The organism is Lentzea indica, assembly GCF_012184385.1.
GTDB lineage: Bacteria > Actinomycetota > Actinomycetes > Mycobacteriales > Pseudonocardiaceae > Lentzea > Lentzea indica.
Map to the genome: position 1 here is coordinate 1 of NZ_VSRL01000085.1, position 14,992 is coordinate 14,992.

The 14,992-nt window shown below is 68.4% G+C and carries 17 protein-coding genes; 3 read left to right on the plus strand and 14 right to left on the minus strand.

All coding sequences use genetic code 11. The annotated features are described in order from the left end of the window. The 6 genes from FXN61_RS23085 to FXN61_RS23110 form a co-directional block, all read right to left on the minus strand. On the minus strand, positions 1-414 hold a 414-nt coding region (locus FXN61_RS23085), incomplete at its 3' end, for a GvpL/GvpF family gas vesicle protein (RefSeq protein ID WP_188135378.1). After that, positions 411-716, minus strand: coding sequence for a gas vesicle protein (locus FXN61_RS23090; protein ID WP_167976130.1), 306 nt, complete (start codon positions 714-716; stop codon positions 411-413). The genes FXN61_RS23090 and FXN61_RS23085, both read right to left, overlap by 4 nt. A gap of 14 nt (positions 717-730) precedes the next feature. Continuing rightward, positions 731-1,033, minus strand: a complete 303-nt coding sequence (locus FXN61_RS23095; RefSeq protein WP_312877931.1) for a gas vesicle protein GvpO — start codon at positions 1,031-1,033, stop codon at positions 731-733. Positions 1,034-1,192: 159 nt separating this feature from the next. Continuing rightward, a complete protein-coding gene (locus tag FXN61_RS23100; protein WP_167976131.1) occupies positions 1,193-1,615 on the minus strand; it encodes a VOC family protein in 423 nt (140 codons plus the stop codon). Positions 1,616-1,625: 10 nt separating this feature from the next. After that, entirely contained in the window at positions 1,626-2,060 is a 435-nt protein-coding gene (locus tag FXN61_RS23105; protein WP_376770710.1) for a helix-turn-helix transcriptional regulator, read from the minus strand. A 38-nt stretch (positions 2,061-2,098) separates the two neighbouring features. Beyond that, positions 2,099-4,357 carry a glycosyl hydrolase family 18 protein gene (locus FXN61_RS23110; RefSeq protein WP_312877932.1) on the minus strand — a complete coding sequence of 753 codons (2,259 nt, stop codon included), beginning with the start codon at positions 4,355-4,357 and terminating at the stop codon, positions 2,099-2,101. 181 nt (positions 4,358-4,538) lie between these two features. Between FXN61_RS23110 and FXN61_RS23115 the strand changes: the two genes are divergently transcribed. Further along, complete coding sequence (locus FXN61_RS23115) at positions 4,539-4,991, plus strand: hypothetical protein (RefSeq protein WP_167976132.1); 453 nt, start codon at positions 4,539-4,541, stop codon at positions 4,989-4,991. Positions 4,992-5,607: 616 nt separating this feature from the next. Here FXN61_RS23115 and FXN61_RS23120 read toward each other — a convergent pair. From FXN61_RS23120 to FXN61_RS23145, 6 genes are all read right to left on the minus strand, one after another. Then, the gene (locus FXN61_RS23120; RefSeq protein WP_167976133.1) at positions 5,608-6,471 is read right to left on the minus strand and encodes a VCBS repeat-containing protein; all 864 of its coding nucleotides are present in this window, start codon (positions 6,469-6,471) and stop codon (positions 5,608-5,610) included. 390 nt (positions 6,472-6,861) lie between these two features. Then, on the minus strand, positions 6,862-7,857 hold the full coding sequence (locus tag FXN61_RS23125; RefSeq protein WP_312877933.1) for a YdcF family protein: 996 nt from the start codon (positions 7,855-7,857) through the stop codon (positions 6,862-6,864). A 22-nt stretch (positions 7,858-7,879) separates the two neighbouring features. Further along, positions 7,880-8,047: a hypothetical protein gene (locus tag FXN61_RS23130; protein ID WP_167976134.1), complete on the minus strand. Its 168-nt coding sequence runs from the start codon at positions 8,045-8,047 to the stop codon at positions 7,880-7,882. A 16-nt stretch (positions 8,048-8,063) separates the two neighbouring features. Further along, positions 8,064-8,216 carry a hypothetical protein gene (locus tag FXN61_RS23135; protein WP_167976135.1) on the minus strand — a complete coding sequence of 51 codons (153 nt, stop codon included), beginning with the start codon at positions 8,214-8,216 and terminating at the stop codon, positions 8,064-8,066. A 97-nt stretch (positions 8,217-8,313) separates the two neighbouring features. Then, the gene (locus FXN61_RS23140; protein WP_312877934.1) at positions 8,314-8,979 is read right to left on the minus strand and encodes a phosphotransferase; all 666 of its coding nucleotides are present in this window, start codon (positions 8,977-8,979) and stop codon (positions 8,314-8,316) included. Next, positions 8,976-11,375 (minus strand): ATP-binding protein, encoded by a 2,400-nt coding sequence (locus tag FXN61_RS23145; protein ID WP_167976136.1) that lies wholly within the window; start codon positions 11,373-11,375, stop codon positions 8,976-8,978. Before FXN61_RS23145 ends, FXN61_RS23140 begins: the two co-directional genes overlap by 4 nt. Before the next feature lie 53 nt (positions 11,376-11,428). Between FXN61_RS23145 and FXN61_RS23150 the strand changes: the two genes are divergently transcribed. Continuing rightward, positions 11,429-12,190, plus strand: a complete 762-nt coding sequence (locus tag FXN61_RS23150; RefSeq protein WP_167976137.1) for an IclR family transcriptional regulator — start codon at positions 11,429-11,431, stop codon at positions 12,188-12,190. Between the two features lie 30 nt (positions 12,191-12,220). Then, the gene (locus FXN61_RS23155) at positions 12,221-13,666 is read left to right on the plus strand and encodes an aldehyde dehydrogenase family protein (RefSeq protein WP_167976138.1); all 1,446 of its coding nucleotides are present in this window, start codon (positions 12,221-12,223) and stop codon (positions 13,664-13,666) included. Between the two features lie 3 nt (positions 13,667-13,669). On the opposite strand, the gene FXN61_RS23160 is transcribed toward FXN61_RS23155, so the two are convergent. Together FXN61_RS23160 and FXN61_RS23165 are read right to left on the minus strand one after the other, a co-directional pair. After that, positions 13,670-14,305, minus strand: a complete 636-nt coding sequence (locus tag FXN61_RS23160; protein WP_167976139.1) for a response regulator — start codon at positions 14,303-14,305, stop codon at positions 13,670-13,672. After that, positions 14,302-14,964, minus strand: coding sequence for a sensor histidine kinase (locus tag FXN61_RS23165; protein WP_167976140.1), 663 nt, complete (start codon positions 14,962-14,964; stop codon positions 14,302-14,304). Before FXN61_RS23165 ends, FXN61_RS23160 begins: the two co-directional genes overlap by 4 nt. Positions 14,965-14,992: the final 28 nt, after the last annotated feature.

Here is a 14,992-nt window from a genome sequence, read left to right on the forward strand (position 1 = left end):
TGCCAGGTAAGCGGTTCCCGACAGCGCGTCCAGGTCCACCGGCGCGGGTGCGGCCGCTCGCACCCGGACGCCCCACTCCCGCCGCCCGTCCACCCGGTCCAGCCACGCCAGCGCCTCCTCGTGGCGAGCGCTGAGCAGGCGCACGGCGGCGTCGATGCCGTCGAGGACGGTGCCGAACCGCAGCGGCAGCACCGGTTCGTGCTCGAACACGGCGCGCACCACGGCGTCGTGATAACGCGCCAGCACGGCCAGCGGGCTGTCCTCCGTGGCCTCCTCGAACTCGAGCCCGGCGAACAGACCGAGCTCGACCTCGGCCACGACGAGTGCCAGTCCGCGGTGGCCGATCATCCAGGGCCCTGCCAGGTCGAGCGACCGATCCTTGGTGATCGCGTAGGCGTACAGGCCGCGGCTCATGGTCGTTTCCCCTCCAGTGCGCGCTCCAGCTCCGCGACGCGATCGCGCAGTTCGGCGTTCTGCTGGGCCAGCTCCTGCGTGCCGATCGACCGGTCCACCGCTTTCGGTGAGAAGAACGGGTCGTCCGTCCACCAGTCCATGCCCATCTCACGGGCGGTCTGCGCGGAGGCGACGAACAACCGCACCCGCAGCGTGAGCAGCTCGATGTCCACCACGCAGACGGCGATGTCGCCGACGATCACCACGCCCTTGTCCAAGACGCGTTCCAACGTGTCGGCGAGTGAACTGGGTCTGTTGTCCACCTATTACCGTCCCGTCACATGTCGGTCGTCCCACGGGTGTAACGCCTGAGCCGTTCGCAGCCGGACAGCCCACCGGTCGCGTCGACGTCGACGCGATAGGTGGCGATGATGCTGGTGGTTGCCGGAATACGTTCCAATTCGACCGTGTCGATCAGCACCGACCAACCGCCGTCCGGCAGCGCGCGTATCCCCGAAACAGCTTCCGGCGTTCTGCCGATCAGAGCACTGAACTGCTCCGTTGCAGCTTGAATGGCGAATGCCGCAGTCAATTTGTCAGGTTTACCGGATGGCGAACTGTCATTCAATTCGTCTTCCACTCGACTTATCCTAGGCACACCAGACCATGCGCCTCACGGCAGAAGAATTGACATATTCACGCGTTGCCGTCGAACACGTCGAACATTGGACCGGGCGGCGGAAGGAGTTTCCGCCGCCGGCCGTCATCGCGCTGGTCCGTACTCACAGCGCGCCTTGCGTCACCGCTGGTTGATACGCACCAGGTTGCCTGCCGGGTCGCGGAACGCGCAGTCCCGCACACCCCACGGCTGGTCCTCCGGCTCCTGCAGCACTTCCGCCACGCCTTCCTTCTCGACCCACGCCTTGGCGCGGTCGAACGTGCCCTGCAGGTCCTTGGAGGCGAGCGAGATGGCCGTGTAGACGCCCTTGGCCATCAGGACGGCGATCGTGCGGCGCTCCTCTTCGCTCACGCCGGGGTCGGCGGCGGGCGGGTGCAGCACGATCCCGGTCTCCGGCTGGTCGGGGGGCCCGACGGTGATCCAGCGCATGGTGCCTTGGCCGACGTCCTGGCGGACCTCGAAGCCGAGCGCGTCGCGGAAGAAGCCGAGGGACTTCTCTGGGTCGTCTGCGGGCAGGAAGGCCGCGGCGATGATGACTGACATGGCGGTCAACCTAATCGGACGACCCGGCCGCCGCTTCTCGATTCCTGATCGGCCGCATGACGGCCTTGGCCAGGCAGTTCGGGATGCCGTGACCGTCCTCGCCCGCGACCTTCTTGTACTGGCTCGGCGACATGCCGACGAGCTCGGAGAACCGCGTGCTGAACGTGCCGAGCGACGTGCAGCCGACCTCGAAGCAGACGTCGGTGACAGACATGTCGCCGCGCCGCAGCAGGGTCATGGCCCGCTCGATGCGGCGGGTCATCAGGTAGCTGTAGGGCGACTCGCCGAACGCGGCGCGGAACGCGCGGGAGAGATGCCCCGCGGACAGGTGCACGCCGCGAGCCAGCGCCGCGACGTCGAGCGGCTGCCGGTACTCGCGGTCGATCCGGTCGCGGACCTTGCGAAGCAGGACGAGCTCCTGCAGGCGCGGGTCTTTGGCGGTCACACCGGACAGCCTAAAGGCCCGCGCCTGATCAGGAGGGACTAACAGGCGCCCTGGTCGCGCCAGACGCCCCACTCACCGGTGGTGCCGGGTTCCTCGTTCTGCGTCCACCACTGGGCCCGCCACTTGCGGCCCTTGTGCGACACCTCGTTGCCGCCGGTGTAGACATTGTCCCTCTCCCACGCCGGCGGCGCGCAGGCCGGAGGGTTCGAGGTGGTCGTGGTGGTGGTGGTCGTGGACGTGGTGGTCGGCGGGTTGCCGCCGCCGATCTTCGGGTAGTCGGCCGTGATCGCGTACGACTGGCCGCCGAAGGTGAACACGAAGTTCGACGGCGTCGAGATCGGCAGCTGGTAGCTGACCGTCATCTCGATCGACGCGCCCGGTGCGAGGGACTGCCACGACGGGAGCGTGAGCTCGGCCTTCTGGAAGTCGCCCTTGAGGCCGCCGACGTTCGAGCCGCTGTGCCCCTTCGTCACGACCTTGAGCCCGAACCCGGACTGGTCGGCCATGCTGCCGGGCGCGCTGGTGCTGTAGTCGAACGAGATCTTCGTGCCACCGGGGATCGTGACCTGGGACCGGTTCGTGAACTTGATCTTCGGCGTGATCGGGTAGTTGTTGTCGCCCAGCGCGAAGCCGTGGACGTCCACGTCGACCGCGAGCGACTGGGTCTGCTGCGTCGTGGCTTTCAAGGCACCGTAGGGCGCGGCACCGTTGAGGCCGGTGTTGATGGCCGACAGCAACGTGTCGCCGATGAAGTACTCGTTCTTCGCGGAGTCGAACCTGTAGTCGCCGGCGAGCTCCCAGATCATGATGCCGCCGAGGCCCTTGTCCTTGACGTACTTGGCCTTCTCCGCGATCGACTGCTCGGTCTCGGTGGAGAGGAACACCTTCTTGTCGTTGTTCCACAGCCACGGCGCCTTCAGCGTCGAGTCGTAGTACGGCGTGTACGTGCCGGTCAGGCGGTCCGCCGGGTCGTTGACCGGGTCGAGGCCGTACTGCGAGGAGTACGAACCGGTGACCTTGGCTTCGAGGTTCTTGGTGTGCCACAACGGGTTCACACCAGACGGAACCTCGGCGCCACCGGCGGTGACGTCGTGCCAGATGTTGTCGATGCCGGTCGCGCCGTTACCGCACGGGGTGGTCGAGCCGACCGACGAACCGGTGCCGGGCGGGCACTTCGACTGATCGGGCAAGGCGGCCTTGCCCCACAACCCGTTCGTGCCACCGGTGACGCCCTGCCAGCCGCGCGAGTAGAACGGCACGCCGATGTTGATGCGTCCGGCCTGCATGGCACCGCGGTAGTAGTGGTACGCCCAGTCGGTGTTGAGGTAACTCATGCCCTCGTACTGCGGCGCCGTGTAGACACCACCGGCAGAGAGCTCGCCGTCCTTGCCGTCGTCGTAGAGCGAGGCGTTCGGGCCGACGAAGTGGTTCCACGAGCCGTGCAGGTCGTAGCTCATGACGTTGAGGTAGTCGAGGTACTTGACGACCTGGTACGACTCCTGGCCGCGCAGCAGCCAGCCGGAGGCGGGAACCGCGGCGGTCAGCATGTAGTGCTTGCCGTCGGCCGCGCCGGCCCGGTCGAGCTTTTCGCGCAACGTCTTCATGATCGCCTGGTAGCCGGCCCACAGCGTGCCGCGGTTGGCGTTGGAGATCCAGAAGTCGTCCGGGTTGCCCGCGTGGTTGTTCGACGTCGCGTACTCGTAGTCGATGTCAGCGCCGTTGAACCCGTACTGGCGCAGGAAGCCGACGACACTGTCCGCGAACGTGTCGATCGCCGCCTGGTTCTGCCCGAGCTTGTAGAAACCGCCCGAAGCGTTGCGCGTGCCGTCCGCGTTGAAGAAGCCACCGGTCTCCGCCCAGCCGCCGATGGAGATCAGCGTCTTGACGTTCGGATGCTGCTTCTTGAACTTGGTGAGCTGGTTGAAGTGCCCCTTGTAGGACAGCGACGGGTCCATCTCGGCGCCGGGAACGCCAGGCCACTCCATGCCGATGGACGAGTTGTTCGCGTCGTTCGCACCGACCGAGATCTTGTTCTGCGCGTCGATGTGCGCGAACGCGTAGTTCAGGTGCGTGACCTTGGTCCAGGGGATGTCCTTGGCGAGGTAGCCAGGCTGACCGTTCTTGCCGGTCCGCCAGCTGGTGAAGTACCCGATCACACGGCGGGACTTGTCCCCCATGTTCTCGCGGCCGGCGGTGTCGTAGGCGGTGCAGTACGGCACCTCGACGCCCGGCGTCTTGTACAGCCCGTCCGGCCGGCAGTCCTCGTGGGCTGCGGCGGCCGTGGGGGCGTTGGTCACGGCTATCACGGTGCCGGCTAACAGGGCTAGCACCGGGACCACTCTGGTGAGCAGGCGCAAGGGAAGGACCTCCTGGCTAGGGCGGCGGCCACTGCCCCGAACGGTAAAATGGTCCAGACCTTTACGTCAACAGGTGATCACTGACATTGGTTGTCAGTGATGCCGTTCTAGCGTCCCTCCCATGAGTGAGAACGATTTCGACTTCTTCCACGGGCGCTGGCGCGTGGCCAACCGCAAGATCGCCGACATCCCCGGACGCGGTACCGAGTGGGTCGAGTTCGACGCGGAGACCGAGGTCAGGCCGATCCTCGGCGGCGCTGCCAACGTGGAGAGCCTCCGCGCCGCGGACTGGGAGGGCATGACGCTGCGCCAGTACGACCCCGCACGGCAGGTCTGGCGCATCTGGTGGGCCTCCACCCGCGCTCCCGGCCACCTCGACCCGCCGCTGGAGGGCCGTTTCACCGACGGGCACGGGGTGTTCTTCGGTGACGACGTGGTCGGAGGGCAGGCGGTGAAGCTGCGGTTCGACTGGACGGCGGGCTCCGAGCCCGTCTGGCAGCAGCAGTTCTCCTACGACGGGGGCGCGACCTGGGAGACGAACTGGATCATGAGGTTCAGCCCGCTCGCCGGCTGAGCCGCACAACGTTCACCGGCACCAGACGCAGGACCCGTTGATGAATGGAGCTTTCACAAACCTCAGGGTTGGCCCATTCGGTGACCTACTTGTTACCTGCCGCATTGGGTCAGGCGGCCGGGGCGTGCTCGTAAGAGGGGTCTCGCCAGCCTCTACCGGGGGGCAGATCTCACCTGCGCACTTGTCAGGCCCCCGGTTCACCACGTCTGACCTGCCGTCACGGCGGGTGGACGGTGACCGGCCGCTATGTGCGTCCTGGGCGGCTTCAACGCGTGGAAGCCACCCAGGAACCGTCGTGCCGGGATAGGTCTCCCTACCTCGCATCGTCGATCTTGCTCCGTCCGATCGTGTGCTCCACACGTCGTTTGCGGATGCTCGCCCAGTTGGTACCGCGCCCCTGTCGTGCGGCGTTGGTGGTGTCGGCCCGGGAGAACTTCTGCTGCCCCACATACGTAGTAGCGACGCGGTGATCGCGCCGGGCTCCGCGTTTCGGAATCCGTCGAACCGGTCGGCCCAGGCTTCCGCGGGCGCGGTGCGTGCAGCCCAAGCCACTGGAGTGGCGCGTCACTGAATCGGTGACCCACGCTGTGCGGGTCACCGACTCAGTTGTTTGCGGCTACACGGGAACGTCCCCGCCTACACCCCACTGCACCATGAACAATCCGCGTGCGAACCAGTTGCCGTCACTCGGCCGCCAGACCGTGAAATCCGTCCTGTTGTCACCGTTGAAATCGGCTGCCACCGGAACGTCGCCGCCGACGCCCCATTGCATGGCCGCGATATCCCTGACGTACCAGATACCGTTGCTCGGCCGCCAGACCGTGAAATCCGTCCTGTTGTCACCGTTGAAGTCACCGGTCACGGGGATATCGCCGCCTTCGCCCCACTGCACCGTCGCGATCCCACGCACGTACCAGACACCGTTACTCGGCCGCCAGACCGTGAAATCCGTCCTGTTGTCACCGTTGAAGTCGCCTACGACCGGAACGTCGCCGCCATCACCCCACTGCACGTTGAACAGGCCGCGCACGTACCAGACGCCGTCACTGGGACGCCACACCGCGAAGTCGGCCCGATTGTCCCCGTTGTAATCGCCTACGACCGGAACATCGCCGCCTTCGCCCCACTGCACCGTCGCGATCCCTCGCACATACCAGACACCGTTACTCGGCCGCCACACGGCGATGTCGGTGATGCTGTCGCCATTGAAATCCGCAGCGACCGGGATGTCACCGCCGACACCCCACTGCACGTTGAACAGGCCGCGCACGTACCAGACGCCGTCACTGGGACGCCAGACGGCGATTTCTGCTCTGCCGTCGCCGTTGAAGTCGCCCGCTAGCCGCTGCGGCGAGGACGGCGACGCGGCTGACCGCGCCTCGGCCTGGTCGGTCTCGGCGGCGTGCGCAGCGGGTGCGCCCACCACAACGGCTGCGACCGCTGCGGCGAGGATAGCGAGTCTTTTCTTCGTTTTTCGCATGCACCGAGTATCTCGATCTCGACAGGTCGGTCAACACAGTGAGCCGAAATACGACCTAACCGGTCTAATGATCACACCGGAAGGATGAAAGGAGACTCCAGACAGGGAGAAATGATTGATTAGATCAGCTGCTTCAGCGGAAAGCCTGGGTTAAATGGGCTATCAATCATTTCATCCAATCCCGACCCCGATGTGGTCAAGCGCTCGAAGGCGCCGCCTACGCCGTCGCACTGACGCACCCCCGCCCACCCGTACGTCAAGAATTTAGTAACAGCGCCGCAGCTGGTCTGAGAACCGAGGAAGGGAGCTTTCATCCACCCTCACGTTTGGGATAGCTCCCCTCATCAACTTCAGGCGCGGTCATTCCCCACCCACGACCGCTTGGAAGCGCTAGCCGAGTTGGGTGAGCGCGAGCCCGCCCGCCATCAGCACGGCGCACGCCAGCCCGTGCACGACCGGGTTGCGGACCAGCAGCGCCACGAACTCCCGCAGGAACGCGCTGGGCACGAAGTACCAGGCCGTCGGCGCGCCGATGACCTGCAGCCGCAGCCCTTCCTTGCGGGACAGCACGGCGGTGCGGAACACGTGGTAGTTGTTCGTGACGGCGGCGACCCGGCCGGTGAGACCGCGTTCGGCGAGCAAGGACTTGCTGTAGCGGAGGTTCTCGGCTGTCGTGGTCGCCTGGTCCTCCAGCACCACGTCGTCCGCGGGCACGCCGCGTTCGAGCAGGTACTCCCGCATCGCGAAGGCCTCGGACACCTCTTCGTCCGCGCCCTTCCCGCCCGACACGACGATCACGGGTGACCGGCCGGCCTCACGGTCGCGCCGGTACAGCCGCAGCGCGCGGTCGAGCCGGTTGGCGAGGAGCGGAGGCACGCGCGATCCGATCAGCCCGGCGCCGAGCACCACGATGCCGTCGAACCCGCTGCGACGACCGGTGCGGCCGTAGACCATCGAGTACAGAAGGAGGCTCACGAACAGGAACGCGATGTACGCCGACACGAGGAAAAGCCCGATCGCGCTGCCGCGGATCCAGTCGTTGGGCTGGCTGATGCCCCAGGCGAAGTAGACCATCTCGCCCAGCAGGGCCAGGCCGGCGAGCAGCGACAGCAGGTTGCCCAGCGACCGGCCTTCACGGCGGACCATCACCAAACCGTTGGCCAGCAACGCCAGTGGAAGCAGCAACAGGCCCACCACGGCCAGCACGAACGCGAGCACCAGCGGCAGGCTCAGCACCGGGTTGTCCTGCCCGGCCTCCGCCAGCAACAGCAGGAGCATCAGCAGCGTGATGCCGAGCCAGACCGCGTTGCTCAGCCTGCGACGGTCGCGCACCATCCCGTAGGCGAAGAAGGAGGCGGGGATGAGGAAGAGCAGGCCGGCGAGCACCGGCCAAGGGTAGTACCGGTGATCAGTCCGTGCTTTCGGGCTCTGGCGCGGGCTTCGGGCGCGGCCTCAGCCGGACGGCTCCCGCGGTGAGGTCGAGCGGACCGGTCTCCTCGTAGTCCTCGCCGGTGCCGGAGTCCGTCGCCTCGCTGCGGACCTTGCGTCCCGGGAACAACTCACCCAACTGTCCCATGCCCTCGACCCTACCCTCAGAAGAGCGCGATGAGCAGCACGATCACCGCGACCGCGACCAGGACCGGGATCAGGAACCCGCCCGACGGTCTGCGGTAGTGGCTGCGGACCGTGGTGGTGCGGAACCAGCTGTACGGCGCGCTGCGGCGGTGCCGGCGAACCCAGGGCATCTTTCCCACTCCTTCAGACGGTGGCTTTCAGCCTGGGGATACCCCGATGCGCAGCCGGTCACGCACGCCCGCCAGCCCCTCCGCCGCCACCCGCGGATCACCGATGTCGTTGCCGTACAGCACTTCGTGCCACGGTCCGAGCTGGTGCCAGATCAACGCCCGCTCCCGCAGCGTCCGTCACGCCGTACGCCGAAGCGAGCGCGTCCGCGAACTCCCGTGGCGTGGAGTTCAACGCCCACGCCAAATCGATCGCCGCGTCCCCGACGTGCAGGTCGCCGAAGTCGATCACGCCGGTCAGCACGCCGTCGCGCCCCAGCACGTGCTCGGGGCCGAGGTCGCCGTGGACGAGCGTGTCCACAGGCAGACCGTCGATCCTGGCCAGGAGTTCCTCACCGCCCGGCACCCGCACCTCGTCGCAGAAGCGCTCCACCGGCAGCGGCATCGACCCGACGCCGAGCCGCACAGCCTCCTCCACCGGTACCGCGTGCAGGGCCAGCAGGAACTCGCCCAGCTGCCGGCCCTGCACGGCGTTCAACGTCGCCAGTTCGTCGCCGGGCACCAGTTCGTGCCGCACGACCAGCGGCTCCCGCGAGACGACAACAGGAACGGGCACGGGCAACGGCAGCAGCGGCGCGAGCCACGGCATCACCACCGACTCGCGCACGAGCTGCGGGCCGATCTCCGCACGGCGCGGCCGCCGTTCCACCCACCGTCCGCCGACCAGGTCAGCCGTGCTGTCCCAGCCCTCACCGAGGAACGTCACGCGCCCAGTGTCGCCAGGAACGATCGCGCGTCCAAAGCGACTTTCGCCTGGCCGCGCTCCTCGGCGACCGTCAGCGCTTCCCGTGCCGTGTCAGCGGAACGGGTGATGCGCGCACGGACCAGCAACGCGCGTGAGTGGTCCATGAGGCTGTCGGTCTCCTGGATCGAGACGAGCACCTCGTCGATCAGCTCCACCGACTCCATGGCCTGGGCGAGCAGGATCGACGCGGTGATCACGCCGGGCCCGTAGCCGATCTTGCGGCCGAGCTCGACCGCCTCTCCCGCGTGCTGCTTCGCCTTCTCCGGTTCCAGCACGGCCATCGCGACCAGGCAGTCGATCCGCGCCTTGGGGTACTCGACCTCCCGTGCCACGTCGAAGCACCGCTGTGCCACATCGAGCCCCTCCGCGACCTCTCCGCGTTCGGCGTGGATGCGGGCGAGACTGGCCAGGGCGTTGGCGAGGGCGCGTTGCTGGTCCTGGCTGGTGTGCAGCTGCACCGACTCGATGCTCGTGGCCAGGGCCCTGTCCAGCTCCCCCAGCTCGAAGTAGGCCACGGAGAGGTTGTCCAGTGCGATCGCGGCCTGGTTGTACAGCCCGAGCCGGACGCTCATGTCCTTGCCCTCCTGCATGAACTCGGCCGCCTTGCGCAGTTCACCGCGTGTGCCGTGGGAGATGCCGAGGTTCATCAGCGAGCTGCCGACGGCACGTTCGTCGCCGATCTCCCGCCGGATCTTCAACGCCGCGGCGAAGTGCTCGTCGGCCTGCCGGGTCTCGCCCATCTCCAGGTGCACGATCCCGATCGCGTTCCTGATGGACGCCACGGCGAACGGGGTGTGCGCGTTCTCCAGCGCCTCCGCGTAGCTGTTGAGCGCGTCGGGGTACTCGCCGCGAGCCCACCAGGCCATGCCCAGGCCGAACAGTGCGGCGCACTGCCCGGCGGAGTCGCCCGCCGCCCGCGCGGTGCGCAGCCCCGCGCGGAACACCACTGCCTTGTCGGTCTCGAACCGGCCGATGTGCAGGTAGATCCGCAGGGCGTCGGCGAGTTGCTGCGAGTACGGCGATGGTGCGGCGACCACCGCGGCGACCAGGTTGGAGTGTTCCTCCTCGAGCCAGGCCCCCGCGTCGTCCCTGCCTTCGAACGTCAGGCTCGGCCCGTCCAGGTCGGGTTCGGTCAGGAGGCTCGTCTCGGGCACGATCTGGCTGACGGCGTTGTGGGCGGTCCTCAGGTACCACGCGTACATGGCGAGCAGCCCGGCCTGATCGTCGTCGTCCGCGGCGTCGGCGGCGAACAACCGGATGAGGTCGTGCAGCTGGTAGCGAACGCCGATGTGGTCGACGAGCCCGGCCCGCACCAGTTCGCCGAGCTCCGGTCCGGGATCCCGTCCCGCGAGCGCCGTGGCCGCGTCGAGCCCGATGTCCGTGCCGGGAGGCAGTCCGAGCAGCCGGAACACGCGCTTGGCCTCGCTGGTGAGCGCCCGGTAGGACAGGTCGAACGTGGCCCGCACGGCCGTGTCGCCGTCGATCTCCAGCACGTCCAGCCGGTCGCCGCGCAGACCGTCCAGGTAGTCCTCGATGTGCCCGTGCCCCACGTTGGCTCCCGCGATGCGCAACGCGAGCGGAAGGTGCGCGCACAGGCGGACGAGCTCGGCGCGTTCCTCTGGCGTGCCTCCGACGCGCATGCCGGTCAGCAACTCGTGCGCGGCATCGTCGCCCAGCACGTCGAGCCGGAGCTGGCCCGGCAGGTCGTGCCGGCTGGTGACGATCGCCAGGCACCCCGGCCTGGCCGGCAGCAACGGCTCGATCGCGTCCGCGAAGGCGTTGTCGAGCACGACCAGCACCCGCTTGCCGTCGAGCTTCTTGCGGTACAGCTCGACTTGCGCGTCGAGGCTCGCCGGAATCGCCGCCTGCGACACCCCCAGCGCCCGCAGGAACCCGCTGAGCGCCTGCCCCGAAGTGACCGGCGGCCCGGCGGCGAACGCACGCAGGTTCACGTACAGCTGCCCGTCGAAGTACCGCTCCCGCAACCGGTGCGCGAGCCTTACCGCCAGCGCCGTCTTGCCGACACCGGGCGGCCCGGTGATCGCGATCAGGTCCTCTTGCTGTTCCAGGCGTTTGAGCTCGTGCTCGCGACCCACGAAGTCCGGCAGGTCCGCGGGCAGCTGACACGGCCCCGGTGTGCGCACCTTCAAGCGGTACCCGGACGCGTCGGTGACGATCTCGTCCGGAATGGACCGGCGCAGCCGCTTCACCAGCGTTCGCAACGCGGGCAGCGGCCCCGCGGGTGGATTCTCGCCCCAGACCTCCCGGATCAGGTCGGCGAACAACACGGGCTCGTTGGGGTGCGCGGCGAGTGCCCGGTGCAGCGCACGGAGTTTTCCCTCTTGTGTTCCGGCCACCAGCCGATAGTAGGTGCGCCGCGGCGCGGAGCCGGACCAGGCAGAATTCGCGGATGGCCGCCACCGTCTCCGCCAAACTGCTGTCGCTGCTCGGCACGTTCGACACGCGCCACCGCCGCCAGACGCTCAGCGGCATCGCGCGGCGCAGCGGGCTGCCGATCAGCACCGCGCACCGGTTGCTGGCCGAGCTGGAGGCGTGGGGTGCGGTGCGGCGGCTGGAGTCCGGGGAGTACGTGATCGGGCGGCGGATCTGGCGGCTGGGCCTCCTCGCGGCGGGCGAGGTGGATCTGAGCCGGGTCGCGGAGCCGTTCCTGCACGACATCCACGCCGCCACGCGAGCGGTGGTGCACCTGGCCGTGCGGGAGGGGACGGAGGTCCTGTACCTCGATCGGGTGTCTGGTCACGCGTCGGTGCCGATCGTGAGCTCGACGGGCAGCAGGTTGCCGTTGCACTCGACCGGGGTTGGAAAGGTGCTGCTCGCGCACGCGCCGGCGGAGGTGCAGGAGGAGGTGCTCGCGCACGGGCTGACGCGGCTGACCGCGTACACGGTCACCGAGCCTGCGCGGATGCGGGCGCAGCTGCACCGCATCAGGCGCGACGGGTACGCGCAGACGTTCGAGGAGATGACACTCGGGGCCTGCAGTGTGGCCGTACCGGTCGAGGTGGACGGGCATGTCATCGCCGCGCTGGGCATCGTGGTGCCGGACCTGCGGAAAGTGCGGGCACGGCTGGTCGCGGCGCTGCAGGTGGCGGCACGGGGCATCGGCCGGACGCTGGAGTCCGGTTTCCACCCACCGGAAGCCGGGCTTGGATGATCCGCCCGCTTACCGCTTGAATCTTCAACCGTGGCAAGCGAATCACGTGAGCTTTTCATCGGCGGCGAAAGCGTTCCCGCGCTGGACGGCCGCACGACAGATGATCTCAACCCGTTCACGGGTGAGGTGCACGCCGTTGTCGCCGCTGCGGGAACCGCGGACGTCACGCGTGCTGTCGACGCCGCGCAGGAGGCGTTCGCGCAGTGGTCGGCGACATCGCCGTCCACGAGGCGCGGCATTCTCCTGCGGGCGGCGGACGACCTGGCTGCCAGGACGCCGGAAGTCATCCGCCTCATGGCACAGGAGGTCGGTGGTGTCGCCGGGTGGGCCGGGTTCAACGTGATGCTGGCGGCCAACATCCTGCGCGAGGCGGCCGCCGCGGTCACCCAGCCCGTCGGCGAGGTGCTGACGACGGAGACGCCGGGTCAGCTGTCGCTCGCGGTTCGTGAGCCGCTCGGCGTGGTCGCGGCGTTCGCGCCGTGGAACGCCCCGGTCATCCTGAGCACGCGGGCCGTCGCCGCGCCGATCGCCGCCGGCAACACGGTGGTGCTCAAGCCGAGCGAGGACGCGCCGATCGCGGCCGGGCTGCTGATCGCCGACGTGCTGCACGAGGCCGGGCTGCCGGCGGGCGTGCTCAACGTCGTCACGAACGCACCCGAGGACGCGGCGGAGGTCGCACGCGCGTTGATCACCGATCCGAGGGTGCGCGTCGTGAACTTCACCGGCTCCACCGAGGTCGGCCGGATCGTCGGAACCCTTGCCGCGCAACACCTCAAGCCGGCCGTGCTGGAGCTCGGCGGCAAGAACTCCCTGCTGATCCTCGACGACGCCGATCTCGACCACGCGGTCGACGCGGCGACGTTCGGCGCGTTCTACAACGCCGGCCAGATCTGCATGTCGGCCGACCGGATCCTGGTGCATCAGGCGGTGGCGGAGGAGTTCACGGCGAAGTTTGCCGCCAAGGTCGCCTCGCTTCCCCACGGCGACCCTGCCGATCCCGGCACGGTGATCGGCCCGGTGATCACCCCGCGCGCCGCCGAACGCGTGGCCGCACTGGTCGCCGAGGCGGTCAGCGAAGGTGCTCGTGTCCGGGCGGGCGAGAACGGGAGCGCGACCGTCCTGGACGGGGTGACCCCGGCCATGCGGATCTTCAACGAGGAGATCTTCGGCCCGGCCGTCGTCGTGACGACCGTCGCGGACGACGACGAGGCGGTCGCGATCGCCAACGACACCGAGCACGGCCTGACCGCAGGCATTCTCACCGAGGACTCGCGACGTGGCTTCGCCCTGGCGCGCCGGATCCGCACGGGCATCGTGCACGTCGGCAACCAGACCGTCGACGACGAACCGCAGGTGCCGTTCGGTGGCGTCAAGGCCAGTGGTTACGGCAGGTTCGGTGGCAGGTGGGGCATCGAGGCCTTCTCCGCGACCCGCTGGGTCACCATCGCAGGAGGACACGGCCACTTCCCGATCTGAGGCTCACGACCTCAGACCGGCTTCGTGCGCCACGATCGCCGCCTGCACCCGGTTCTCCGCCCCGAGCCGGGTCAGGATGGCGCTCACGTGCCCCTTCACCGTGCCCTCGACCAGGTTCAGCCGACGCGCGATCTGCGCGTTCGACAGCCCTTCCCCCAGCAACGCCAGCACGTCCCGTTCCCGCGCGGTCAACGCCTCCACGCGGGTGCGGGACTCGCTGATCCGGCCGCCGCGGAACCGGCTGATCATCCTGGCCGCCACCTTGGGCGCCAGGTAGGCGCCACCGGACGCCAGCGCGTGCACACCCGCGATCAGCTCGCGCGGATCACCCGACTTCAGCAGAAACCCGCGAGCACCGCCGTCCAAAGCCCGTTCGAGGTAGCCGTCGTCGTTGAACGTCGTCAGCATCGCGACGCCGAACCCCAGCCGCGCCAGCTCCTTCGCCGCTTCCAGCCCGTCGAGGCGAGGCATCCGGATGTCCAGCAGCACGACGTCCGGCCGGTGCTTGAGCGCCAGATCGATCGCCTCGCGACCGTCGGAAGCCTCCGCCACCACCTCGATCGCCTGATCCGAACCGAGGATGGCGCGCACGCCCGCACGCACCATCGCCTCGTCGTCGGCGAGCAGAACGCGAATCACGACTCCCCCGAGTGCGGTAACACCGCGACAAGTTCAAACTTGCCGTCACCACGGCTGATCCGGAGCGTACCTCCGGCGAGCCGCACCCGTTCCCGCAACGCGATCAAGCCCAACCGGCTGCCCGCACCACGGCGCAGCCCTGTGTCGTTGCTCGCCTCCACCACCGTGGTGGCATCGGCCGTCGTCACCTTCAGCGCCACCACGGACTTCGGTGCGTGCTTGGCGGCGTTCGTCAACGCTTCCTGAACCACCCGATGCACCGTGCGCTCCACAGTGGACGGAACCGGTCCCTCCACTGTGAACTCGACACGCATCCCGGCCGCCACCGCGCGGTCCACGAGATCCCGCAGGTCCTCCGCCGAGGGCGGATCGCCGTCGCGCAGCAGGAACACCAGGTCCGCCAACCGTTCCGTGGCAGCAGAGGCGGTCACCCGAAGCTGAGCGGCGGCCGCCTGGTGCCCAGGAGGCAGGGTCATCTCCAAAGCGCCCGCCTGCAGGGCCAGCAGGCTCAGCTCGTGTCCGAGCGTGTCGTGGACCTCGTGCGCGATGCGGGTGCGTTCCCGCAGGTGAGCGGCCTCGACGGTGGCGGCGGCCAGCGCGGCCTGCTGGTGTGCGGCGCGTCCGAGGAACCACGGCAGCGCGACCGCCAGCCCCACCACGGACGAGACCCATCAGCCCACCGGCGAC